The organism is Nonomuraea sp. NPDC051191 (assembly GCF_044455665.1).
Classification (GTDB): Bacteria; Actinomycetota; Actinomycetes; order Streptosporangiales; family Streptosporangiaceae; genus Nonomuraea.
The window spans coordinates 212159-236378 of record NZ_JBITEZ010000001.1 but is presented as its reverse complement, the minus strand read 5'-3'; the positions used below and the strand labels follow the sequence as shown (position 1 = coordinate 236378).

Annotated in this window: 11 protein-coding genes and 1 tRNA gene; 10 read left to right on the top strand and 2 right to left on the bottom strand. The window is 71.0% G+C overall.

All coding sequences use genetic code 11. The annotated features are described in order from the left end of the window. The first annotated feature begins 138 nt into the window (after positions 1 to 138). From ACIA8R_RS01055 to ACIA8R_RS01045, 3 genes are all read left to right on the top strand, one after another. Positions 139 to 633 carry a DUF1269 domain-containing protein gene (locus ACIA8R_RS01055; RefSeq protein ID WP_364083943.1) on the top strand — a complete coding sequence of 165 codons (495 nt, stop codon included), beginning with the start codon at positions 139 to 141 and terminating at the stop codon, positions 631 to 633. Positions 634 to 718: 85 nt separating this feature from the next. Further along, entirely contained in the window at positions 719 to 1237 is a 519-nt protein-coding gene (locus tag ACIA8R_RS01050; RefSeq protein ID WP_397035773.1) for a hypothetical protein, read from the top strand. A 160-nt stretch (positions 1238 to 1397) separates the two neighbouring features. Continuing rightward, positions 1398 to 2765, top strand: coding sequence for an MFS transporter (locus ACIA8R_RS01045; protein ID WP_397035771.1), 1368 nt, complete (start codon positions 1398 to 1400; stop codon positions 2763 to 2765). A gap of 10 nt (positions 2766 to 2775) precedes the next feature. Here ACIA8R_RS01045 and ACIA8R_RS01040 read toward each other — a convergent pair whose 3' ends face one another. Beyond that, positions 2776 to 4608, bottom strand: coding sequence for a glycoside hydrolase family 15 protein (locus ACIA8R_RS01040; RefSeq protein ID WP_397035769.1), 1833 nt, complete (start codon positions 4606 to 4608; stop codon positions 2776 to 2778). 273 nt (positions 4609 to 4881) lie between these two features. Here ACIA8R_RS01040 and ACIA8R_RS01035 point away from each other — a divergent pair, with 273 nt between their 5' ends. The 4 genes from ACIA8R_RS01035 to ACIA8R_RS01020 all read left to right on the top strand — a co-directional run bounded on the left by ACIA8R_RS01035 (position 4882) and on the right by ACIA8R_RS01020 (position 7846). Further along, positions 4882 to 6336, top strand: a complete 1455-nt coding sequence (locus ACIA8R_RS01035; protein WP_397035767.1) for an alpha/beta hydrolase — start codon at positions 4882 to 4884, stop codon at positions 6334 to 6336. A gap of 56 nt (positions 6337 to 6392) precedes the next feature. After that, positions 6393 to 6466, top strand: a tRNA-Thr gene (locus ACIA8R_RS01030). Positions 6467 to 6602: 136 nt separating this feature from the next. Further along, entirely contained in the window at positions 6603 to 7109 is a 507-nt protein-coding gene (locus ACIA8R_RS01025; RefSeq protein WP_364084003.1) for a hypothetical protein, read from the top strand. A gap of 227 nt (positions 7110 to 7336) precedes the next feature. Further along, complete coding sequence (locus ACIA8R_RS01020; RefSeq protein WP_397035765.1) at positions 7337 to 7846, top strand: RICIN domain-containing protein; 510 nt, start codon at positions 7337 to 7339, stop codon at positions 7844 to 7846. A gap of 87 nt (positions 7847 to 7933) precedes the next feature. Here ACIA8R_RS01020 and ACIA8R_RS01015 read toward each other — a convergent pair whose 3' ends face one another. Beyond that, entirely contained in the window at positions 7934 to 8707 is a 774-nt protein-coding gene (locus ACIA8R_RS01015) for an alpha/beta fold hydrolase (RefSeq protein WP_397035763.1), read from the bottom strand. Positions 8708 to 8811: 104 nt separating this feature from the next. On the opposite strand from ACIA8R_RS01015, the gene ACIA8R_RS01010 reads away from it, so the two are divergent. The 3 genes from ACIA8R_RS01010 (at position 8812) to ACIA8R_RS01000 (ending at position 24189) form a co-directional block, all read left to right on the top strand. Then, the gene (locus ACIA8R_RS01010) at positions 8812 to 9660 is read left to right on the top strand and encodes a helix-turn-helix transcriptional regulator (RefSeq protein WP_357702167.1); all 849 of its coding nucleotides are present in this window, start codon (positions 8812 to 8814) and stop codon (positions 9658 to 9660) included. Positions 9661 to 9792: 132 nt separating this feature from the next. Then, entirely contained in the window at positions 9793 to 10902 is a 1110-nt protein-coding gene (locus ACIA8R_RS01005; RefSeq protein WP_397035761.1) for a serine hydrolase domain-containing protein, read from the top strand. A 159-nt stretch (positions 10903 to 11061) separates the two neighbouring features. Then, positions 11062 to 24189 (top strand): hemopexin repeat-containing protein, encoded by a 13128-nt coding sequence (locus ACIA8R_RS01000; protein WP_397035759.1) that lies wholly within the window; start codon positions 11062 to 11064, stop codon positions 24187 to 24189. Positions 24190 to 24220 lie beyond the last annotated feature (31 nt).

Sequence of the window (24220 nt, the reverse complement as noted above, 5' to 3'; positions counted from 1 at the left end):
GCCGCCCGATCGGAAAGGGGGGATCAGAAGCAGGGAGGGCGGGTCTGGCAGAGGTTGCCCCCGTACGTGCCGTGATGTGGGGTGCTGCCCTCTGGACCACCTGTTCGTCGACGCAACCGATCAGAAGGAAACAGCCCCATGAGCAACCTCATCGCGATCTCCTACCCGGACGTCGCCACCGCCATCGCCGTACGTGATCGCCTCGCCGACCTGCAACGGCAGAACCTGATCACGATGGAGGACATGGCCATCGTCGAACGCCGGGCCGACGGCACGATCAAGCTGCTCCAGACCAAGGGGACGACCGGCATGGGGGCGGCCGGCGGAGCGGTGTGGGGTGGCCTGATCGGGCTGTTGTTCTTCATGCCGCTGTTCGGCATGGCGCTGGGCGCCGCCACCGGAGCGGCCGCCGGAGCGCTGACCGATGCCGGCGTCAACGACGAGTTCATGAGGGAGCTCGCCGACACGCTGGAACCCGGCACCGCCGCGCTGTTCGTCCTGGTCGTGCAGAGCACCCCGGACAAGGTGATCCCGCAGATCCAGTCGTACGGCGGGCATGTCATCCAGACCTCGCTCAACCGCGAGGAGGAAGCGCAGCTGCGCGAGATGATGGAGGGGACCGGCGCCCGGTGAACGGAACCGTCTCGCGCCACCACGGATCCGCGGCGCGCACGGCCGAGCCTCGCTGACCGCGCGGCCACCACCGAGAGAGGTCGCCATGGGGAAGGTGCCCGATCCGGCCGACGGTCATCGGTCGCCGGTCGGCGGCGCCCACAAGGACTACACCGGTGCCGTCTACGGATCACTGCTCGCCGCCTCGGTGGTGGCGGGCACCGCGTCGCTCGGCAGGTTCCCGCGCCTGGAGATGATCGTCTTGCTGCTAGGGACCAGCGTGGTGTTCTGGGCCGCTCATGTGCACGCCCGCCTGTTCGGCGCCCGTGCGGTCTTCCAGAGCATGAGCGTGGCCGACATCCGCCGGGCCTGCGCCGAGGAATGGCCGATCGTCACTGCGGCCGTGCCGCCGGCCGTCGCCGTGGCCGTCGGACCGCTGCTGGGTCTCGAACCGCAGGGCACGGCGTGGCTGGCCATCGCGGTCGCGGTGGCCGGGCAGGTCGGCTGGTCGGCTGCGGCGGCCGTGGGGATCGGTGCCTCGTCTCGGATGGTCCTGGTCACGAGCGTGGTCAATCTGCTGCTCGGGCTGGTCATCGTGGTGCTGAAGGCCGCGTTCCAGCATTGAGCCGGGGTGGCCGGTCCGCCGCGTGGTGTGCCGTGAGCTTCCCGGGGCGGAAGTCCCAGTGAGTTTCGGATCGAGGGAGGTGGACGATGTGCCGCGGCGATCCCGTCCGTGAGGGTTTCCGCGCCGGTCCGGGCGGTGGGCTGCACCGGCGGGGCGGAACGTGACCGGCACCGGCCCGGACGCCTTCGCGAAGAGCCCTCTGGCCCCTCTGGCGCTGGCCCAGTTCATCTGCAGCTTCGCCGGCTCGAACATGAACGTGATGATCAACGACATCGGCAGGGACCTGGACACCACGGTGGAGGGCGTGCAGAGCACGATCACGCTGTTCCTGTTGATCATGGCCGTGCTGATGATCCCGTGCAGCAAGCTGACCGACCGCTGGGGACGCAAGAGGTGTTTCCTCGCAGGGCTCACCCTGTACGGGATCGGCGCTCTGACCAGCGCCTTTTCACCCAGCCTGGCAGTGCTGATCGTCGGCAACTCGGTCCTTGAGGGCGTCGGGACCGCATTGCTGATCCCGCCCGTCTACATCCTCGCGACGATGGCGTTCGACGATCTGCGGGCGCGGGCCAGGGCCTTCGGCCTGATCAGCGGGCTGGGCGGGGTCGGAGCGGCGGCGGGCCCGCTGATCGGCGGGTTCATCGCCACGGCGATCACCTGGCGGGCCGCGTTCGTCTTCCAGGCGGTGGTCGTCGCGGTGATCGTCTTCCTCAGCCGCCGGATCGCCGACCCGGTGGCGCCGGACCCGACCCGTCCCTTCGACGGCACCGGTGCGGTCCTGTCGGCCGTCGGCATGTTCTTCGTGGTGTTCGGGATCCTCCAGGCCAGCAAGAACGCCGTGCTGATGGTGGCGTTCCTCGTCGTCGGGGCCGGGTTCCTGGTCTGGTTCCTCCTGCACATCCGCGCTCGGGAACGCGCGGGGAAGGAGCCGCTGCTCTCGACCCGGCTCTTCCGGAACCGCACGTCCAATCTCGGCCTCGTCACCCAGAACATGCAGTGGCTGGTGCTCATGGGGACGTCCTTCGTCGTCGCGGTCTTCCTGCAGAAGGTCCGCGGGTACAACGCGATCCAGACGGGCGTCATCTTCACGTCGGCGACCGTGGGGGTCCTGCTGACGTCGCTGGCGGCGGAGCGGCTCACCAGGAAGCACTCCCAGAAGAACCTGATCTCGGCGGGTTTCGCCATGACCGTGACCGGGATCGCGGTCCTGCTCGCCCTGGTTGGGGCGTCGTCGAGGGTCGTCGCCTTCGTGCCGGGGCTGCTGCTGATCGGGCTGGGCGTGGGCGTGATGCTGACCCCGTCGGTCAACGTCGTGCAGTCCAGCTTTCCCGAGGAGCAACAGGGCGAGATCTCCGGGCTGTCGCGCAGCGTGTCCAACCTCGGCTCGTCGTTCGGCACGGCGATCGCGGGCACGATCCTCATCTCCGGGCTGGCCGAGGGGAACCGGTCCTATGCGCTCGCCATGATCGCTCTTGCGATCTTCGCCCTGGTGGGGCTGGGCGCCGCGATCCGGCTGCCCGATCGGTAGGCCATGAGGTTCACCGCCCGTCCGGGGCGGTGCCCTCAAGTTGTTCGTCGAGGGCGATGGCCGCCGCGATGAGCGCCAGATGGGTGAACGCCTGCGGGAAGTTGCCGAGCTGCTCGCCCGACGGGCCGATCTCCTCGGCGAACAGGCCGACGTGGTTGGCGTAGGTGAGCATCTTGTCGAAGGCGTACCGGGCCTGCTGGAGCCGTCCGGCGCGGGCCAGGGCCTCGACGTAGAGGAAGCTGCACAGGTTGAAGGTCCCCTCCGACCCGCGCAGGCCGTCGGGGGACGCGGCCGGGTCGTAGCGGTAGACGAGGCTGTCGCTGACCAGCTCCTTGTCGATGGCGTCCAGGGTGCTCAGCCAGGCCGGGTCGCGGGGTGAGATGAACCCGACCCGGGGCATGAGCAGCAGCGACGCGTCCAGCACGTCGGTGCCGTAGTGCTGGACGAACGCCTGCCGCTCGGAGTTCCACCCGCGGTCGACGATCTGGTCGAAGACGGCGTCCCGGACACTCCTCCAGCGGACGAGGTCGGCGGGACGGGAGTAGGCGGTGGCCATCCGGATGCCGCGGTCGAAGGCGACCCAGGTCATCAGGCGGCTGTAGGTGAACTCCTGGCGCCCGCCACGGGTCTCCCAGATGCCTTCGTCGGGACGGTCCCAGGTGTCGGCCAGCCAGTCGAGCAGCTTGGCGAAGGACCGCCAGCCGCGGATGCCGCCGACCTCCTGGGCCTGGGCCAGCGCGTCCGCGGCCTCACCGTAGATGTCGAGCTGGAGCTGGTCGGCGGCGGCGTTTCCGGCCCGTACCGGCCGGGACTGCCGGTATCCCTCCAGGTGGCCGAGTACTTCCTCGGTCAGCAGGGGATCTCCGTCGATCCGGTACATGATCTGCAGCGGCTCACCCGAGGCGCGGCCGACGATCAGGCGTTCACGCAGCCACGTACGGAAAGCCTGGGCCTCCTCGACGAAACCGAGGTCGATCAGGGCGCGGACGGACAGGGAGGCGTCGCGGACCCAGGTGTAGCGGTAGTCCCAGTTGCGCTCGCCGCCGATCTGCTCCGGCAGTCCCATTGTGGCGGCGGCGATCGGGGCGCCGGTGGGCGCGTACGTGAGGAGCTTGAGCGTGATCGCCGAACGGTTCACCATGTCACGCCAGCGACCCCGGTACCGGGACGCGCGCAGCCAGTCGTGCCAGAAGTCACGGCAGGTCTCGAAGCTGTCGCGCGCGCTGTCGGGGGTCACGGGCGGCACGGGCTGGTCGCCGTCGCTGTCGCTGGTCAGGACGATCGCGGCCGTCTGGCCGGCCTGGAGGGTGAAGTCCGCCACGACGTCCTCGCCGTCGGGGCGCAGGGTGATGGGGCCGGCGGCCTGCAGGTGCAGGTTCGTGCCAGGGCCCTGGAAGACCGCTGATCGGTCGTCGTGGAGGGCGAGCGTGTGCGGTGCCCGCCCGTAGTCGAAGCGGGGACGGCAGGTGAACGTGAAGGGCAGGCTCCCGCGGACCACCCGGGCGAGCCGCACCAGGCGGTGCCGACCGGAAGGCGTGGCGGAGGTGTTCGGTTCCATGTAGTCGGCGACCTCGCCGACGCCGCCGGGGCCCATGAAACGGGTGACGAGGATGGCGGTGTCCGGCAGGTAGAGCTGCCGGACGGTCGTCTCGTCGGCCCGGTCCACGTCGGCGGCCAGCCGGCAGTGCCCACCGCGCCCGCTGTCGAGGATGGACGCGAAGAGGCTCGGGGAGTCGAACCGGGGCGTGCACCACCAGTCGATGGTGCCGTCGCCGGAGACGAGCGCGGCGGTCTGCAGGTCTCCGATCATGCCGTGGTCCGCGATCTGCGGGTAGCCGTTCATGGATGCCTCCGTTGTTCGCCGGACATACCGGACGACTGCCTCCGGACGTGTCGCCTGAGCGACCGTGCCCGGGGGGAACGGAGCAGTCTTTTCAGGCTAACTCCTGACTTGACGTGAAGTCATCCGGGGGAGGGCCGTTCCTTCTCGTCCTGGTGAGCGCCGGGGGTTCCGCGGCGTGTCCCGTGCCGGCGGTGGTTGGGTGGTGGGGTGCGTGACTACCGCTCGTGGTGGGCCTCCGCCCTGCTGCCTATGTCTGGTTCGTGGTGGGCGCCGGTGTCGCGTGGTGTCGCGGCCGGGGTCACGGTGTCGGCGGTGCTCCTCGCCGGCGGGTGCGGCAGGGAGGAGCGGGCGGTGCGAGGGCTCCGCTGGTCCGATTGCGGTGACGGGTTCGAGTGCGCGACGTTGCGGGTGCCGCTCGATCACGGGGAGCCCGACGGTGAGCAGCTTGAGCTCGCGGTCGTCCGGCTGCCCGCGAGCGGGCCGCGGCTCGGCTCCCTGGTGGTGAACCCCGGCGGGCCGGGGGCCTCCGGGGTCGAGTACGCCAGGGCCGCCCGGCTCGCCGTGAGCGCGAAGGTGCGGGAGCGGTTCGACGTCGTGGGGTTCGATCCCCGCGGGGTGGGACGGTCGGCGCCGGTCGAATGCCTCGACGACGAGCGGCTCGACGCGTTCGTGGCCATGGAGACCACGCCCGACACCGCCGCGGAGCAAGGGGAACTGGAGGCCGCGGCGCGGAGGTTCGCGGCAGGCTGCCGGCGGCACGCCGCCCGGCTGCTGCCCCACCTCGGGACCGTGGACGTCGCCCGCGACCTGGACCGGCTGCGTCAGGCCCTGGGCGACCGGAAGCTCACCTATCTCGGCAAGTCGTACGGGACCTTCCTCGGGGCTGTCTATGCCGATCTGTTCCCTGACAAGGTGCGGGCGCTCGTGCTGGACGGCGCCCTCGATCCGGCCGGCTCGCGGGTGCGGATGAACGCGGAGCAGGCGGTGGGGTTCGAGAAGGCGCTGCGCGCGTACGTCGAGGACTGCCTGAGCGGCCGGGACTGCCCGTTCGCCGGACGCGATGTCGAAGCAGCGATGGACGAGGTCGGGGCCCTGCTCCGCCGTGCCGACGCCCGGCCCTTGGAAGGGGGTGGGCGGCCGGTCACCGAGGCGCTGGCCACGCTCGGAGCGCTGACGCCGCTCTACGACCGCGCCTCCTGGCCGGAGCTCACCGAGGCGCTGCGCCGGGCGCTGAAGGGCGACGGCTCCCTCCTGCTGCGGAACGCCGACCAGCTCGCGGGCAGGCAGGACGACGGCACCTACTCCAACCAGCTGGAGGCCGGCCTGGCGGTCAACTGCGTCGACGGCCCGTATCCGACGACGGCCGCGGCCTTCGCGGCGGACGCGGCGGAGACGTCCAGGGAGGCGCCCCGGTTCGGGCCGTACATCGTGTGGTCGTCGCTGCCGTGCGCCTTCTGGCCGGCTCGGCCGACCTTCTCGCCGCATCCCCTGACCGCCGAGGGCGCTCCTCCGATCCTGGTCGTCGGCACGAAACGCGACCCGGCGACGCCGTACGGATGGGCTCGGGCATTGGCGGGGGAACTCCGGTCCGGCGTGCTGCTCAGTTACGACGGCGACGGGCACACCGCGTACGGGGGCGGCTCGCCGTGCGTGGACGACGCCGTCGATCGGTATCTGGTGGAGGGGGTGCCGCCGGGAGATGGCGTGATCTGTCCCGGCATCCGGTGATCAGGAGGAGCAAGAACCCCTCGATCTCCTGTAGACTCCTTCAAGCCGTACGGCACGCCGCCTTAGCTCAGTCGGCCAGAGCACTTCACTCGTAATGAAGGGGTCTGGGGTTCGAATCCCCAAGGCGGCTCCCAGTTCAAGGCCCTCTGTGATCATCACAGGGGGTCTTTTGCTTGCAGGCATCTTCGGGCCGCAGAAGGCGGGCCTCGCTCATCGGCTGCAACGCTGAAGCTCCAAGCTCGCGGATCGTGTGTTTCCATGACGCCATGGAAGCGGTTGCGGCAAGCATCGTTGCAATACTGGGGACTCTTCTCGGGGCCGCGCTGAACCACCTGTTAGGGGCGCGAACGGCGAACCGGGCAGAAGGTCTCGCGCGGACCGAAAGGCTTCGAGCGGAACGTATAGACGCGTACTGCACCCTCGCGGGCTCTCTCACCAATTATCGCCGCGGGCAGATGGACCTGTGGTTCGCGAGACAAGAGAGTCCAGAGCAATCGAGCTGGATCGAGCTACGTCGTGAAGAGCAACGGCTACGGTCCGCGGCTCTGGAGGCGCTCTATCGCATGGAGCTCTTGACTGACGATGAGCAACTGATCGCCAAGGGGTGGGACGCCCTGGGCGCCGTTGATCGGATGAACGATCTGGAAAGCCGTGACGAGCTGGATCGCCAGCGAGCCGCTTCTCGGGCGCTCATCACCGACTTCATTCGTGCTTCGAAGCCGTTCGTGAGCCCTCGGATCGAAGGTTCGGCCGTCGTGGAGGAACGGGCTTAGACGTCGGCGGCTGAGCGGATTGCGTGGGCGCAGACATGAAGAGTGGTCGCGGGATCGGTGTGGCCGAGGTGAGCCGCCGCCTGCACGACCTGCGCCGGGTTTTGCCTGGTTGAAGGGGGCTTCGGGGGTCGGGGGTAGAGGACTGTCAACGGAAGGTGATTGATCCAACACGGTTAGTTGCGACATGGTGCTCTAGCCCTGTTCAACGCACCCTCGGAGGGACAATCATGCTGCTTGTTCGCCGTCTTCTGTCCGGAGCCGTTCTCGTCACCACCGTCAGTGCGGGTCTCGTCCTGCCTGCCGCGGCCTCCGCTCCGAACCCCTTGTGCATCGACGTCACCAACGATCGTGGCAACGGGGTCCGGATCTACCAGTGGGAATGTCAGTCCGGCAACAACAATCAGAAGTTCGTGATCGACGGGGGCCAGATCAAGATCAAGGACACGCTGGGGACGTCGCGGCCGATGTGTGTGGACGCCACCAACCACCGCGGCAACGGGGTCCGGATCTACCAGTGGGAGTGTCAGGCCAACAACGACAACCAGAGGTTCGTGATCGACGGGGGCCAGATCAAGATCAAGGACACGCTGGGGACGTCGCGGCCGAAGTGCATCGACGTCACCAACGACCGCGGCAACGGGGTCCGGATCTACCAGTGGGAGTGTCAGGCCGACAACGACAACCAGAGGTTCGTGATCGACGGCGGCCAGATCAAGATCAAGGACACGCTGGCCTGAGCGAACGGGTCGGCGGCGGGGGCCGGGTCTGCGCGTGCGGACCGGCCCCCGCTGTCTTCGCCGGGGAAACCTGGGGTGGAATCGGGGTCAGGTGGTGAAGTCGCGGACGAGCTTGACGAAGTCGTCGAGGCGTTCGGCGCTGGAGACGTGGCCGGTGTCGAGTTCGAGGTAGGAGCTGCCGGGGATGGCGGCGTGGAGCTCGCGGGAGTTCTCCACCGGGATCAGGCCGTCATGGGCGGCGCCGACGACCAGCGTGGGGGCCTGGATGCGGGGGAGCAGGTGGCGCAGGTCCACGCGGCGGCCGAGGTCGATCTGGCGCAGGCGGCCGGGGTGCGGCTGGAAGTACGTCGCCCGGCTCTCCAGGTCCTCGGGGCTGAGGGAGTTGAGGTGGCGGCGGCTGAAGGCGGTCAGCATGGAGAAGCGGGCGAAGGCGTCCGGGGTGCCGGCCAGGCTCAGCCAGATCTGCAGGGCGGTGCGGAGGTAGGCGTCCTCGGTGTGGGCCCAGCCTGAGATCGGGATCAGGCGGCGGACCAGTTCGGGACGGGTGGCGGCGAGGGACAGCGCGACCACCGCGCCCAGGGAGAAGCCGAGCAGGTCCACGGGCGCCTTGCCGGAGTGCTCGATGACGGCTGCGAGCTGCCGGGTCAGGCCCTCGACGGTCAGGGGGGCGCCGTCGTCCTCGGCGAGGTCGCTGCCGCCGAGGTCCGGGAGGATCACGGTGTTGCGGTCGGTGAAGTGGCCGGCGACGCCGTCCCAGGTCACCGACCCCGGGCCGGTGCCGTGCAGGAGCACCAGGGCGGGGCCGTCGCCGAGGGTGCGGTAGGCGACGCGGGTTCCGGAGACGGTCAGGTGGTGGGTCATGGACGTCACCGTGCCAGCCGGCGTGCCGGATGAGGAGCGGACCGGACTCCCTAGGACAAGGAGTCCTAGACTGCGATATTTCGTGATGTTGCAGGATGGGGTGCATGGATCGCGAGGAGCTTGCCGATTTCCTTCGCCGCTCGCGGGAGCGGCTGCTGCCCGGCGAGGTGGGGCTGCCGTCGGGGCCGCGCCGCCGTACCCCTGGGCTGCGGCGGGAGGAGGTGGCTCAGCTCGCGGGCATGTCGGCCGACTACCTGATGCGGTTGGAGCAGGCACGCAGCCCGCAGCCGTCCACCCAGTTGCTGGGCGCGCTGGCGCGGGCGCTGCGGCTGACGGGCGACGAACGCGACCACCTCTACCTGCTGGCCGGGCACCGTCCACCGGCCGGGCCGCGGGCGGGCGAGCACGTCAAGCCGAGCCTGCTCTACCTGCTCGACCGCCTCGTCGGCACCCCGGCGCAGGTGCTGAGCGACCTCGGTGACGTGCTGGCGCAGAACGCCATGGCCGAGTCGTTGTTCGGGTGCAGTTGCACGGTCGAGCAGCCCGACCGCAACATCGTGTGGCGCTGGTTCAGCGATCCGCTCAGGCGCGAGGCGTATCCGGAGGAGGAGCACGCCGAGCGCTCCCGTGTGCACGTGGCCGACCTGCGCGCGGCGGTGGTCCGCCGCGGCAACGACGAGCCGGCCCGGGCGCTGGTCGAGCGTCTGCGCCGGGCCAGCCCGGAGTTCGTCTCGCTGTGGGAGCGTCACGAGGTCGCGGTACGCCGCAGCAGCCGCATGCGGATCCGGCATCCGGCCATCGGCGCGATGGAGTTCGACTACGAGGTGCTGCTGGCCCCGGACGAGGACCAGCGGCTGCTGATCTTCGCGCCGCCGCCGGGGTCGAAGACGTTCGAGGCGTTGGAGCTGCTGCGGGTGGTGGGTCCGGAGACCGCGCACCGGAGCCATCGCTAGCCGCCGCCCGGAAAATGCCATGTCAGCGCGCATGTCAGGGCGATGACGGTCCGGCGTCAGGGCGGTCCGGGATGGTTGGTTCATCACCGGTTCGGGGATTGCGGCCCGACAGCTCTGAAAGGCGTATAAATCATGACGAACGACGGCGTTTCCGTGAACAGCCAGGCCGAGCGCCCGGAGCTGCAGAAGATCATCCAGAAGATCGTGGACTCCGGCTTTGTCGGGATGCAGTTGCGCGTGAACGACGAGCGGGGTGAGTGGGTCGGCAGCGCGGGGGTGCGCGAGCTGGGCGATCTCGCCGAGCCGCCCACGAATGGTCGGTTCCGGGTCGGCAGCGTCACCAAGACCTTCACCGCCGCCCTCGCCCTGAGCCTCGTGGCCGACGGCACGATCGCGCTGGACGACCTCGTGGACGACCACCTGCCCGAGTACGGCCTGGACCGCCGGATCACCGTGCGGATGCTGCTCCAGCACACCAGCGGCGTGTTCAACTTCACTGGCGAGTACTACGAGGACGGGACCGTCGTGCCGGGCATCGTCTGGTCGGGCAAGGAGTGGGTGGACGACCGCTTCAGGACCTACCAGCCGGAGGAACTGGTACGGCTCGCGCTGTCCAAGCCCGCCCGCTTCGAGCCGGGGACGGACTGGAGCTACTCCAACACCAACTACGTGCTGGTCAGGCTGCTGATCGAGAAGGTCACCGGCCGGCCGTTCGCCGAGGAGATGCGGCGGCGCGTCCTGGAGCCGCTCGGGCTGAAGGACACCGTCGTGCCGGGCACCGACACGGAGATCGCCGGGCCGCACGCCCACGCCTACTACCGGTACGAGGAGGACGGCCAGGAGAAGACGGTCGACGTCACCCGCCAGAACCCCTCCTGGATCTCCACCGGCGGCGACATGATCTCGACCACCAAGGACCTGCACGCCTTCATCTCCGGCCTGCTGGGCGGCAGGCTGCTGCCGTCCCACCTGCTGGCCGAGATGCGCGACGTCCACCCCAAGGTCGGCTACGGCCTGGGGCTGTTCGTCCAGGACACGGGGACCGGAGGCGGCACCGTCATCACCCACAACGGCGGCATCGCGGGCTCCGCGGCGCTGATGTACAGCACGCCCGACGGCGGCACGACCCTGACCGCCTCGGTGACCTACGTGGACGATGCCGCGATGTCCCAGGCGGCGGCGTTCCAGACGGCCGTGCAGCGGCTGGTCGAGGAGGTCTTCGGCGGGGGAGCGGCCGCCTAGATCCCCGAGGACGACCCCCAAGCCCGGGTGGCAGGTGATCGACTGTCCGGTTCCGGACACGGAGGTGGACCTGCCGCCCGGCAGGCGTATTCCTGGAGGGTCGCGTGCCTCTGAGTCCGAGGACCGGCGGGAACACAGGAGCTCCTCAGAGGAGGACACGTGGCCAGGGGCGAATCCATACCGAACTACGAGCAGCTGTTCGACGTCGAACTCGACCAGCGGCAAGAGGACGAGGCCCGCACGGTGTTCTCGCCGGGCGCCTACCTCGTGGACCTGCTGGGGCTCATCGAGAACGTCTTCCGGCAGCCGTCCCTGCTCGACCGGGAGCGCCGGCCGGATCTGCGGAAGATCCTGCTCGACGCCGAGAACACGTTCACGGAGTCGCCTTACCTCGACATCGTCGTGGAGGTGCTGGAGAAGCTCGTCGGGCAGGACCCGTACGAGGTGATGCGCGGGCTGGCCTTCCCGTTCTCGATGCCGTTCTCGCTGCGGGAGGAGCGGTTCAGGAACCACCTGGGCCGGTTGCGGCTGGGCCCGGACGAGCTCTACCGCCTCTTCGCCCCGGACGCCGACCCCGGCACGGTGGCCCGGCTGTATCTCGGCCTGTCCCCGGAGGACGTCACCAACGCGACGACGGCCGCGACGAGCGAGACGCAGGTCAAACGCCTCTACGGGCTGCCGGACCAGGACCGGCTGAACGTGCTGGAGAACGTCGGGCGCTTCCGCGAGGCCACCGGGCTGACCGCGCTGGAGCTGCGGGAACTGCTCGTGCAGGCGGAGGACCCGGACCGGCCGCCGGCGAAGTTCTTCGTCAACCTCGGCGGCGCACCGGTGACGATGTCCGAGGACGGCGCCAAGCTGGGCACCGTCGTGGACGGCAGGCCGGGGCCGGTCCCGCCGTACTGGTTCGACCGGGTGAGCAGGCTCGTCCGGCTGGCCCGCAGGACCGGCCTGAGCACCACCGACCTCGACCGCGTGCTCACCTCCTGCTGCGGCGGCGTCCTGGACACGGCCGCGCTGCGGACCCTCGCGGTGGTCGTCCATCTGGCGCGCGGCCACGACCTCGCCGTCGACGACGTGTGCGGGCTCGTCGTGCCGATCCGCCCGGCCGGGCTGGAGGACCTGCCGCGCGTCTCGGGCGACATCATGGCCCCGCACAACAAGGAGTACCGGCGCAGGCTGGCACGTTCCATCGGCACGACGGAGAGCGACCTGGCCGAGGTCGTACGGCGCTACCGGGAACGTTACGACGCGCTGGAGCCGAGCCCGTTCGACCGGGGCGAGATCGGGCTGCCCGCGATCGTGCTGCTCCAGCGGGCCGGGCGGTTCGTCTCGACGCTCGGGATCTCGGCCGGCGAGCTGTTCGACCTGATGGAGGTCCTGGAGAGCGACCCGTCGGTGCTGCGCCACTCCACGTTCTCCGTGCTGGGCACGGTCGAGCCGGGCACCGGCGACTGCCACCGCATCCTGGAGGGTGCCGATCCGGGCTCCTGCCTGTGGCTGGCGCAGACGTTGCAGGCCCTGGCCCGCTGGACGCAGGCCGCCGGGTTCGGCAGCCGCGAGCTGGTCGAGATCCTGGGCGGCCGGTCGGCGGCGCGCGACGACGCGGACCAGGTCGGCGTCCTGGAGAGCCTCAACCAGCGGTTCGGGACGGTCGCCCGCGCGCCCGCTCTGTTCGCCGGCGACCGGTTCGGGGAGCGGGCGGCACAGGCCGTCCACGACATCCTGGGCAGCCACGGGCGCGGGGTCGTCTCGGCCCGGGACGATCGGCTGCTCCGGCTCGACCCGGCCGAGGCCGAGGCGGCCGCGTACGACGCGGTGACCGGGCTGGGGGTGATCGTCGCCGACGACTTCACCGGGCTCGGGCTCGGCGAGCGGACGGCCGGGAAGATCTACGCCCAGCTCGTCTTCTGCGGACGGCTGCGCGCCGACGGACGGCTGGTCACCGAGGACATGCCGGTGAGCGACCACGGGCTGCGGCTGGAGCGGGACTTCGAGTCCTTCAGGGAGCCGCTGTTCAAGCTGATCAACAGCGTGTCGAACGGCACCTCGTCGTTCTACCCGTCGGACCTGGCCACGCTCGGCGGCCTGACGGAGGAGCAGCAGGCCGAGCTGTACGACAACCTGATCCACCACGGCTACATCGACGCCGACGGCGCGGTGTCCTCGCCCGGCTTCTTCGCCGACGAGGAGAACGTCGGCCGCCTCCTGCTGAACGCCGGCCTGACCGACGTCGCCCCGGCCGTGCTCGACGAGCTGCGCGCCCGGATCGAGCAGTTCGGCCGGGAGCCGCTGGCGCTCGACCCCGAGATCTTCGCCGGGCACCGGCTGAACGCCGTCCGGCTGGCCGAGAGCCTGCGCTTCAACGGCTACCTGGACGCGGACGGGAACTACCTGGACAAAGTGGCGCTGGCCGGGCTCAGGATCGACGACTTCGCGCTCGCGCCGGAGTTCTACCCGCACCGGCGGTTCGTCCTGGACGCGATCAGGCAGCAGCTCGCGGCTCTGGAGGAGGAGCTGTACACCTTCACCGCCGACGACTTCGCCGACGTCGCGGACGAGGCCGTCGCGCAGCGGGTGCTGGACGCGCTCGACGGCGCCTACCTCCGCGACGGCCGGGTGGCCGCCGACCTGGACGGCCTGACGCTGGGCGACGGGTTCACGGCGGCGGAGACGGCCGTCGTGGCGGCCCGGATCGAGGAGTGCGTACGGGACGAGAAGCCGTACAGGCTGGACATGGAGGCGCTGGGGGAGCTCGGGTTCGACGAGGAGGAGCAGGGGCGGGTGGCCGCGATGCTGGTCGCGGCCGGGCACCTCGACGGCGCGCACGCGGTGCGCCGCGAGGCCCTGGACCGCTTCCGCAACGTCGGGAACGCGCTGGAGTTCACGCTGCCGGGCCTGGAGGACTTCGCCAAGGACGTCTTCTTCCTGCTGCACCCGGTGGCGGTGCGGACCGCGGAGGCGGTCGGGGAGATCACCGCCGCGCTGGAGCGCGGGGCGCGGGCGCAGGAGACGGCGCTGACCTCGGTGCTCGCCGACGGGTTCGGCGTGCCGGAGGCGACGGTCGCGGCGATCTGCGCCGGGGTGGCCGGCAGCCTGCCCGAGGCGCTGGAGGTGCTGGTCCCGCCGGTCCTCGCGGCCGGGGACGAGAGCGGCGAGGTCACCGCCGTGCCCGCCGACCCGCACCTGCGGGCCGTCTACCGGCGCGTCCGGCGCTTCGCGGCGCTGGCCGGGAAGCTCGGTATGGACCCCACCGAGGTCGCCGTCGCCTTCCAGGACCAGGACCTGGCCGGAAAGTACCCCGAGCCGCTGGCGCTGCCGCCGAACGTCGAGACCATCGACGCCGTGCTCAGGAGCGGCGACGGGAACATCTACCTGTTCGCGCCCGGCGGCTACTGGGTGTACTCGGGGACCACGTACGAACTGGCCGACCCCCGGCCGAAGCCGCTGATCGAGCTGGCGCCCAGGTTCGCGGAGCTGACCGGCGTGGACGCCGCCTTCGCGCATCCCGGCGGCGCCGAGTGGATCATCGGCCGCGGCCTCGACGGCGCCTCCCACCTGTACGTCAAGGAGCCCGGCAGCATCCGCTGGGCCCCGCGCGACCAGGTGTGGGGCAAGGTCAGGAACAACTTCGACGCCCCGGGGCGGATCGACAGCGCCTTCGTGGACGAGGACGGCCGGACCTATTTGTTCTGCGGCGACCAGTACGTCCGCTACTCGGGCTCGGACTACTCGGCCGTGGACGAGGGCTACCCGCGCGGCCTCGCGGAGTGGTGGTCGGCGGAGGGCCACGACACCCCGCTGCCCGCGGACTTCCGGGCCTCGCTGGACGCGGCCTTCCAGGACGTGGACGGCCGCACGCACCTGTTCACCGGCGGCCGTCACCTCGACACCGAGCGTGGCGAGCAGCCCGTCTCCGCCCGCTGGGGGCGCGTACGCAACGCCTTCGACGGCGCCGAGCGCGTGGACAGCGCCTTCGTCGGCGGCGACGGCCTGGTCCACCTGCTGCGCGGCAACCAGGTGGTCGCCTACTCCGACAGCCTGGAGAACGACGGCGTACGGGTGGACGACGGCTACCCGAGACGGATCGAGTCCCGCTTCCCCGGCCTGCCCGGCGAGTTCGAGACGGGGATCGAGGCGGCCTTCACCGACTCCGGCGGGCTCGTCCACCTGTTCAAGGACGGCCGGACGATCGCCGCCGGCGACTCCGGCGTGGGCGTGCCGGAACCGACGGCCGAGCGCTGGGGCAAGGTCGCCGACGCGCTGCCCGGCGGCGTGGTGGACTCGGGGCTGACCGGGCTCGACGGCCGGACCTACCTGTTCAGCGGCGAGCGGTACATCAGGTACTCCGGCGCGGACTACTCGGTCGTGGACCTCGGCTACCCGCGCCGCATCGCCGGCGACTGGGGCGGCCTGCGCCGGGTGAACGCCTCCTTCGTCATGGACGGCGGGACGTACCTGTTCGGCGTCGGCGGGCGGCTGTTCGACCTGCCCCTGGCCCAGGCGCCCGAGCTGGACGCCGGGCGGCTGTCGCCCGCGCTGCGCCGCCGGTTCCTGGAGCACGGCCTGTCCTTCGCCGAGGACGCGCGGGCGCGCGGCGCCGCCCCGGAGTGGCACGTGAGCACCGAGCAGGGCGTCGAGGTGACCCTCAGGAGCGACCCGCTGCACATCGAGGCGCACGCGGACGGCGGCGACTTCTACGTCCGCTACTCCACCAGGGACTACACCGTGCCCGACGCCGGCTACCCCAGGCCGGTGTCCGACAACTGGTGGAACCTGCCCGCCACGCTGGCGGCCGACCCGCGCTTCGCGGTGATCGACGCGGTGTTCACCGGGCCGGACGGGCGGACGTACCTGTTCTCCGGTGACCGGTTCGTCGTGTTCGACAGCAGGCACCGCTGGTGGTCGGAGCCGCGCACGCTGGCCGAGCACTGGGACAGCCTTCCGTTCGGCAGGGTGGACGCGGCTTTCGTCGGCAAGGACGGCAGGACGTACGTGTTCTCCGGCGGCCGGTACGTCCGCTATTCGACCGGCGACTACACCGAGATCGACGACCGTTACCCGGCGAACGTCCAGACGTTCTGGGGCAACGTGGTCAGCCGGATCGCCAGGACGGGACGTGTGGACGCCGCCCTGGTCATGGACGCGACCGAGCGCGTGGACGGCGCCGAGGTGACCAGCCGCTACACCTATCTGTTCTCCGGCGACCAGTACGTCCGCTACGCGGGCGACGACCTCACCCACGTCCAGGACGGTTACCCGCGGGCCCTGTCGGCCCTGTCGCGGGAGCCGCGGCTGGCCGGCCTCGACGTCACGCTGGACGGCGTGGACGCGGCCTTCGCCGACCGCCGCAACGTGTACCTGTTCCGCGGCACGAGCTGCCATGTCGTCTCCGACACCCTGTACCGCCGCTACGACGACCTGGCGATCGGCGGCGTGACCTGCGCGTTCGTCGAGGACGGCACGGTGCTCACGCAGGACGCGAACGGCTGGAGCAGGCGTCCGGCGCTGGAGGGGCCGCGGGCCGCCCCGGTGCGGGCCAGGCCGCGGCTGCTGCGGGCGGTGCCGGAGGAGTTCAGGACGGGGCTCGACGCGGTGCTGAGCGGCGCGGACGGGCACGCGTACCTGTTCAAGGGGGCGTCCTGCTACAACACCCGGCTGAACAGGGAGTACCCGCTCGCGGAGGAGTGGGGACGACCACGTAACACGATTTATCAGGACAACACGGTGGATGCGGCCTTCGTTGGCCGGAACGGGAAGACGTACCTGTTCAGCGGCGACCAGTTCGTCGCCTACACCGACGTGAACCTCGCCATCGACGGCGAGCCGCGCCCGATCGCCGCCCACTGGGGCGGCCTGGAGAACGTCACGCTCGCCTACGTGCGGGCAGGCAGGACCTACCTGTTCGAACGCCCGGACGCCGACGGCGCCCTGCGGTACGTCGTCTACTCGGGCGCCGACTACACCCGGCCCGACGACGGCTACCCGGCGACCGCCGACGAGAGCTTCTGGGACGTCCCCGAGCCCTACCGCGTGCCCGGCCGTCCCGTGCCGGACGCGGTGCTGTTCGAGGGCGACACCATGCTCCTGCTGTTCGGCGAGCGGTTCGTGCAGTTCGACGAGAGGACCCGCGAATGGTCCTACCCGCGGCCCGCCGAGCGCGTCTGGCGCGGGTTCGGCCACGGCCTGGAGCCGGGCGACGCCCTGCGCACGGCCTTCACCGCGCCGGACGGCTCCACGTACTTCTTCTTCGCCGAGCGGTACGCCAGGTACGCCGACCGGGCCTTCGGGCCGCTGGAAGCCGTCCGCGAGCGGTGGGGCAGGTCGCCCAACCCGTTCGTCGCCGACGACGCCACCGCCCGGGTGGACGCCGCCTACGTGCACCGGGGCGAGACGACGTTCCTGTTCTCGGGCGACCACTACGTGCGTTACAGCGGCCCGGAGTACCGCTACGTCGATCCCGGCTACCCCAAGAAGATCATCGGCAACCTGCGGCACGAGGAGGCGTTCGCCAACCTGCCGGAGTCGTTCGACGACGCCATGCAGGACCGGGTGGGGACGCGGATGATCGACGCCGTCGTGGGCAACGACCGGACGGTGCACGTCCTGGCCGGCGGCATCTGCCACGTCGTCTCCCGGGCGGCGGCCGGGGTCGTGGAGCTGGCGGCGCTCGGCCTGGTCAGGAACACCGTCGCCGAACGGGAGAAGGTGGACGCGACCCTGGTCAAGGGCCCGTACACGTACCTGTTCTGCGGCGACCAGTACCTGCGTTACACCGGCACCGAGTACGAGTTCGCCGACGACGGCTACCCCCGCACGATCGACGGCACGCTGGCCGACGAGCTGGGCATCCGCAGGCCCCTGCCCGACGCGTTCGCCGACGGCCTCGACGCGGCCTTCCGCACGCCGGACGGCACGACGTACCTGTTCAAGGGCGCGGAGTACCTGCGCGCCGACGGCACGGCCGCCCCCCGGCCGATCACCGAGCAGTGGGGCAAGGTGCGCAACGCCTTCGCCGAGGGCAAGGTCGTGGACGCCGCCTTCGCCGCCCCCACCGGCGAGCTGTACGCCTTCAGGTCCGGCCAGTACGTCCGCTACCGTCCGGGCGAGCTGGAACACGTCGAGGAGGGCTACCCCCGTACGGTCAAGGACGACTGGGGCGACCTGCCGGCCCGCTTCGAGACCGGCCCCGACGGCGCCTTCGTCTTCGAGGGCCGCACCTACCTGTGCCAGGGCCCGGAGTACGCGCGCTACTCCGCCGGGTACGACGCCGTGGACCGCACCTTCCCGCAGCGCTTCGCCCACCGCTGGTCGGACACGGCCGAGTACCGGCTGAGCGACGTGCACACGATCACCAGGTTCGTGGACCTCGTCCGGTCGCGGCCCGACGGCCTGGCCGCGTTCCTGCTGGACGGCCCGGCCTCGGTGGAGGACCCGTACCGCCGCCTGGCCGAGCTGTTCGGCTGGGACCCCGACGAGATCAGGTGGGCCAGGCGCAACGCGGCGCTGCTCACGCCCGTCACCCCCGAGGAGGAGCGCTTCGAGGTCGAGTTCCTGCTCAGGCTGGTCGACCTGTTCGCGGTCACCGACCGGCTGGGCGGCGCGCCGTCCACGCTGTACGCCGACGTCTGGCGCAACGCGTTCGGCGGCGACCTGGACGCGGCCGCCACGGCCCTGTACGGCCTGGTCGAGCACCTGCACGGCCCGGAGGAGTGGACGGCGCTGTCGGCGGCGATCCACGACGAGCTCAACGTGCTCAAACGCGATGCCCTGGTCACGGTCGCGGCCGGGGCCGGAACCCCGCAGGACCTCTACGACCGTTACCTGATCGACGTGGAGACGGGCGGCCAGGGCCGCACCTCGCGGGTGCGCGAGGCCATCGCGGCGGCCCAGCTCTACCTGCACCGCTACCTGCTCGGCCTGGAACAGGTCACCCCGCGCGACGGCGACGACCCGGACGGGCTCCGGCAACGGCTGAAGACCTGGTGGGCCTGGATGCGGAACTACCGCGTCTGGGAGGCCAACAGGAAGGTCTTCCTCTACCCCGAGAACTACCTGCGCCCCGAGCTGCGCACCGCGAAGACCCCCGCCTTCGAGGCCCTGGAGGACGACCTGCTCCAGGGCGAGATCACCCGGGACAAGGTCGAGCGCGCCTACAAGCGCTACCTCGACGAGTACACCGAGGTCTCCAGGCTGGCCGTCGCGGGCGGCTACGTCTACGCCGAGGACGGCGCGGACGCGGGCGTCCGGCGGCTGGTCCTGTTCGGCAGGACCAGGACCGAGCCGCGGCGCTACTACTGCCGAGAGGCCGAGTTCAGGGACGGCGCGAAGCTGTCGGCCACCTGGGAGCCGTGGCTCAAGGCGGACGTGCAGATCGAGTCCGAGCGGGTGTACCCGGTGCACGCGTTCGGCCGGGTGTTCGTGTTCTGGCCGGTCGTCGAGACGGTCACGCCGGAGGACCCGTCCGGGACCAAGATCACTGCCAAGCGGACGGGCGAGACGCAGGAGGTCACCGCGCCGCCGCCGGCGCATCGGGTGCGGATCTCCTACTCCTTCCGCAACCTCAACCACGAGTGGGTGGCCGCCCAGGTGCTCCCGGTCGAGGAGCGGCGGGACGCGCCGATCACGGACGTGCGCCTCTACGTCCAGGCGTCCGCCGTCGTGCCCGGCGAGAGCGCCGACGCGCACGACTCGATCGTGATCACCTGCTTCTACAAGGTGGACGGCAAGGAGACCCACTCCTCCTTCGCGCTCACCCCCGAGCTGTACGCCGTCCGCGTGGAGGGCGTGCCCGAGCCGCTGCGGGCGTCCCGGCTGGACCGGATCTTCGACGAGCCGGTCGAGGAGTCCAAGGTCGTGCGGCTCACGATGCCGGCGCACGAAGAGCTCGAAAGCGGCGCCTGGCTGAGCGTGGACCACAAGGGCGGCAGCTTCCTGTGCCGTCCGGTCAGCCCGCCCGGCGGCGACGTCAGACCTCAGCCGCTCAGTGCGAACACCGACAGGCTGCCCACCGGCTGGAACCCGATCGACGCCGCGTTCGAGCTGCCCGACGGCACCCGCTACTTCTTCAACAACGCCAACCGCTTCTACGTCGAGGTCGGCCCCGACCGCCCGGACGCCACCCGGCTGAGCAGGCTGCCGGTCGCCGGCCGCTGGGGCCACGTGTCCACCCAGCTGTACGAGTCGGGCGTCGTGGACGCGGCCCTGGTGCGCGGCGAGCAGACGTACCTGTTCGCCGGGCCCGTCTACTACCGCTACTCGGGCCCGCCGTTCGGCCTGCCGGACGAGGGCTACCCGAAGCAGCTCGCCACCAACGACGAGCGCCTGCCCAGCTGGCCGAAGGTGGACGCGGCCGGGACGCTGCCCGACGGCAAGGAGTACTTCTTCTCCCGCGACCTCGGCTACGTCGACTCGTCCTCGCTGGACACGCCGCGCAAGCTGCCCTGGACGCCGCCCGGCGGGGCCAGGGTGGACACGATCCTGCTGCGCGACAAGGCGTTCGTCTTCTCCGGCGACCAGTACTTCCGCTTCTCCCCGGACGGCGGCCTGGACAAGGGGTATCCGCGCCCGCTGGCCAAGAACACCGACGGCCTGCCGCAGTCCGGCCGGGTCGGGGCCGCCTTCGTGTTCGGCGAGGGCGCCTGGTTCTTCGACAACGCGGCCAGGACGTACGTCTCCATCACCTCCAAGGACCGCAAGGAGTACACGCAGAGTGGCCCGTACCCGACCAGGGACCTGGGCAAGGTCGGGACGCTGGTCACCCGGCAGGGCGTGGACGCGGCCTACGTGGTGGGCGGCCGGTTGTACCTGGCCAGGGGCCTGGAGTATGTCCGCTACACGCTGAACGGCGGCACGATCCCCGACGTGGCCGACCGCGGCTACCCCAAGCCCATGGACCAGGCGGTCCGGGCCGTCTTCACCCGCGCCGGCCGCCGGTACGTCCTGTCCGGCACCGACTACGCCGTCCTTGAGTCCGGGCGGGAGCTGGGCGACGACCTGGTCTTCTCCCCGGTCGCCGGCAACTGGGGCGGGCTGCCCGACGGCTGGCAGGCCCGGCTGACCGGCGTCCTGGACAGCCGGGACCTCTTCCTGTTCCTCGGCGCCGAGTACGTCAGGTACGCCCCCGAGCGCCCCTACGAGGTCGCCTCGCTGCCGCACGAGATCGTCCGGCTCACGTCGAGCACGGCGTACCGGCTGAACAAGGCGCTGCTGACCGGCGGGGTGGCCGAGCTGCTCGCGCCGCGCACCCAGGAGATCGACGAGCTGCCCGCCTTCAGCGAGACCGTCTCCGGGCCGACCACGATCAAGGTCGGCCCGCAGGTGGTCGCGCAGGGTTACCCGACCAGCTCGCACCTGGACTTCCAGAGCGGCAACGGCATCTACTACTGGGAGGTCTTCTTCCACGCCACCGTGCTCATCGCCCAGGCGCTCAACGGCGCCCAGCGCTTCGACGAGGCCCGCACCTGGTACGAGTACGTCTTCGACCCCACCCAGCCGCGGTACTGGCGGTTCCTGCCGTTCCTGTCGGCGGACGTCAAGGCGCTGGTCACCGGCTGCCGCGAGGACCTGCGGGAGATCGGCGCGGAGGCCGACAAGGTGGCCGGGGCGCTGAACCCGATCCTGCGCGCGCTGGAGGCGCTGGCCCCGGCGTACCAGGCGCACGACCTGTCCGCGGACGAGGAGCGTTACCTGACCGGACTCGCCTCGGACGGGCTGCGGGAGGTCGAGCGCGCGCTGGCCGCCACCGGCGTCCCGGCACGGGCCCGCCGCGCGCTGGACGGCCTCGGCGAGAAGGTCGCCATGATCGGCCGGCTGCGCCGCCAGTACGACCTGGCGGGCGACTGGGACACGATGATCCGGACGTACATGGACGACCCGTTCGACCCGCACGCCATCGCGGACCTGCGTCCGGCGGCCCACCGGCGGGCGGTCGTGATGGCCTACGTCGACAACCTGCTGGACTGGGGCGACCTGCTCTTCCGCCAGTACACCGGCGAGAGCCTGGACGAGGCCAGGATGCTCTACATCTTCGCCCACGACCTGCTCGGCCCGCGGCCGGAGGACCTCGGGCCGCGGGCGGTCACGCCGGCGCGCGGCTACGAGGAGCTGACCGCCGCCGAGCCGCCCCTGCCGGCCGGGAACGGCGTCCTCGCCGAGCTGACGGCGGGCGGGGCGCTGCTGAAGGGGCCGGGCGAGGTGCACGGCGGCATCGGCAACCCCTACTTCCACGTCCCGGGCAACAGCGTGTTCCTGGACTACTGGACCCGGGTCGAGGACCGGCTGCGCAAGATCAGGGCCTCGCTCGACATCATGGGGATCAGCCGTCCCGTGCCGTTGTTCGAGCCGCCCGCCGACGTGATGGCGCTGGTCAGGGGCGTGGCCGGCGGGGCTTCGCCCGACCAGCTCGCCCTGGCCGCCGCCGTGCCGGTGCCGCACTACCGGTTCTCCTTCACCTTCCGCAGGGCGCAGGAGCTGGTGGACAAGCTGCGGCAGTTCGCCGGCGACCTGCTCAACGTGCTGGAGCGGCGCGACGCCGAGGAGCTGGCGCTGCTGCAGAACAGGCAGGAGGGCACGATCCTCGGGCTCACCCGCGCGATCAAGGAGGCGCAGGTCCAGATCGCCACCGAGGGCCTTCTCGAACTCCAGGTGGGCCGGAAGAGCGCCGAGCAGCGGGCGCGCTACTACGAGGGCCTGATCGCCGACGGCATGTCCCCGCTCCAGGAGGCCCAGATCGACGTCATGACCAGGGCCGCGGTCGCGCACTTCGTGGGGGCGGGGCTCAAGGTCGGCGCGGCGGTCGCCGCCGCCCTGCCGCAGGTCCTGATCGGCCCGTTCATCATCGGCACCGAGGAGGGCGGCATCCAGGTCGCCGACGCGCTGAACACCGGCGCCGACGTCGCGACGACCACGGCGGAGGGGCTCAGCGTGCTCGGCGAGCTGTTCGGCGTCCGGGCCGAGCAGGAGCGCATGGCCCAGGACTGGGCCTTCCAGCTCGCGGTCGCGCGGGCCGACGTGGCGCAGCTCGACCACCAGGTGGCCGGCGCCGAGCTCCAGGTCAAGGTGGCCCAGCGGGAGCTGGAGGTGCTCAGGCAGGAGATTGCCGACACCGAGGCGGTCGGCGCGTTCATGACGAACAAGTTCGCCAACGCGCAGCTCTACCAGTGGATGTCGGGGCGGTTGTCCGGGATGTACTTCCAGACGTACAACCTGGCCTACGAGATGGCGCGTGCCGCGCAGCGGGCCTTCCAGTACGAACGCGGCGTGCCGGAGGGCGAGGCCGACCACATCCGGCCGGCGTACTGGGAGAGCCGGCGCAACGGGCTGCTGGCGGGCGAGAGCCTGTCGGTCGACCTGGAACGGCTCGGCCAGGCGTACCTGGAGAGCGACGCACGCGGCCTGGAGATCACCAAGAAGGTGTCGCTGCTGGCCCTCGACCCGCTGGCCGCGCTGAACCTGCGCACAACCGGGCGGTGCGAGTTCGCGCTCACCGAGCCGCTGTTCGATCGCGACTTCCCGGGGCACTACCGGCGGCGCATCAGGACGTTGTCGGTCACCTTCGAGGGGGCGCAGGCGCCGATCGGGCTCAACGCCACGCTCACGCAGCTCGACAGCAAGATCGTGCTCAGCCCCGACCCCAAGGCCGTCAAGTACCTGATCGACCCGAAGGGCCCGATGCCCGGCACGCTGCGGGCCAACTGGCGGGCCGGGCAGCAGATCGCGCTGTCGGACCTGGAAGAGTACAAGGACAACAACGGCCTGTTCGAGCTGCGCTTCGACGATGACCGCTACCTGCCCTTCGAGGGCACGGGCGCGGTTTCCCGGTGGCGGCTGGAGCTCCCGGCCGGCGGCGCGCCCGCCCTGCGGGACGTGACGATCACCGTCAAGTATGCCGCCGAGCAAGGGGGCGAGCTGTTCGCCAACGCGGTGAAGGGCATGCTCAAGCCGTACCCGGCGGCCCGGTTCGTGGACGTCGCCACCGAGTTCCCCGACCGGTGGGCGGCGTTCACGGAGGGCTCCGAGGACGTCCTGACGCTGCCGTTCACGGCCGGCATGTTCCCGGGCATGATCGGGCGGCAGATCACCGGCGTCTACGCGGCGTACCCGCCGGGGACGTCCGCGCGGCTGCTGATCAACGGCGACCGGCGGCTGGCGCTCGACGACGGCAAGCTGCTGCCCACCCCGGGCCTGCTGGTGGGCGGGCCGGGGTGGCCGCTCGCCGTGGAGGGCGACCGGACGACCCTCGGCGGCGTCGGCCTGGTCCTGACCTACCGCGCCGGCGTCCGGTGACCGTCCGGGGTGAGCGTTGAGGAGGGGAGGC

Bases quoted from the DNA above. Each gene is read 5' to 3' on its own strand.
- ACIA8R_RS01055 (WP_364083943.1), top strand. From the start codon at position 139: ATGAGCAACCTCATCGCGATCTCCTACCCGGACGTCGCCACCGCCATC.
- ACIA8R_RS01010 (WP_357702167.1), top strand. From the start codon at position 8,812: ATGGATCGCGAGGAGCTTGCCGATTTCCTTCGCCGCTCGCGGGAGCGG.
- ACIA8R_RS01020 (WP_397035765.1), top strand. From the start codon at position 7,337: ATGCTGCTTGTTCGCCGTCTTCTGTCCGGAGCCGTTCTCGTCACCACC.
- ACIA8R_RS01050 (WP_397035773.1), top strand. From the start codon at position 719: ATGGGGAAGGTGCCCGATCCGGCCGACGGTCATCGGTCGCCGGTCGGC.
- ACIA8R_RS01025 (WP_364084003.1), top strand. From the start codon at position 6,603: ATGGAAGCGGTTGCGGCAAGCATCGTTGCAATACTGGGGACTCTTCTC.
- ACIA8R_RS01040 (WP_397035769.1), bottom strand. From the start codon at position 4,608: ATGAACGGCTACCCGCAGATCGCGGACCACGGCATGATCGGAGACCTG.
- ACIA8R_RS01005 (WP_397035761.1), top strand. From the start codon at position 9,793: ATGACGAACGACGGCGTTTCCGTGAACAGCCAGGCCGAGCGCCCGGAG.
- ACIA8R_RS01015 (WP_397035763.1), bottom strand. From the start codon at position 8,707: ATGACCCACCACCTGACCGTCTCCGGAACCCGCGTCGCCTACCGCACC.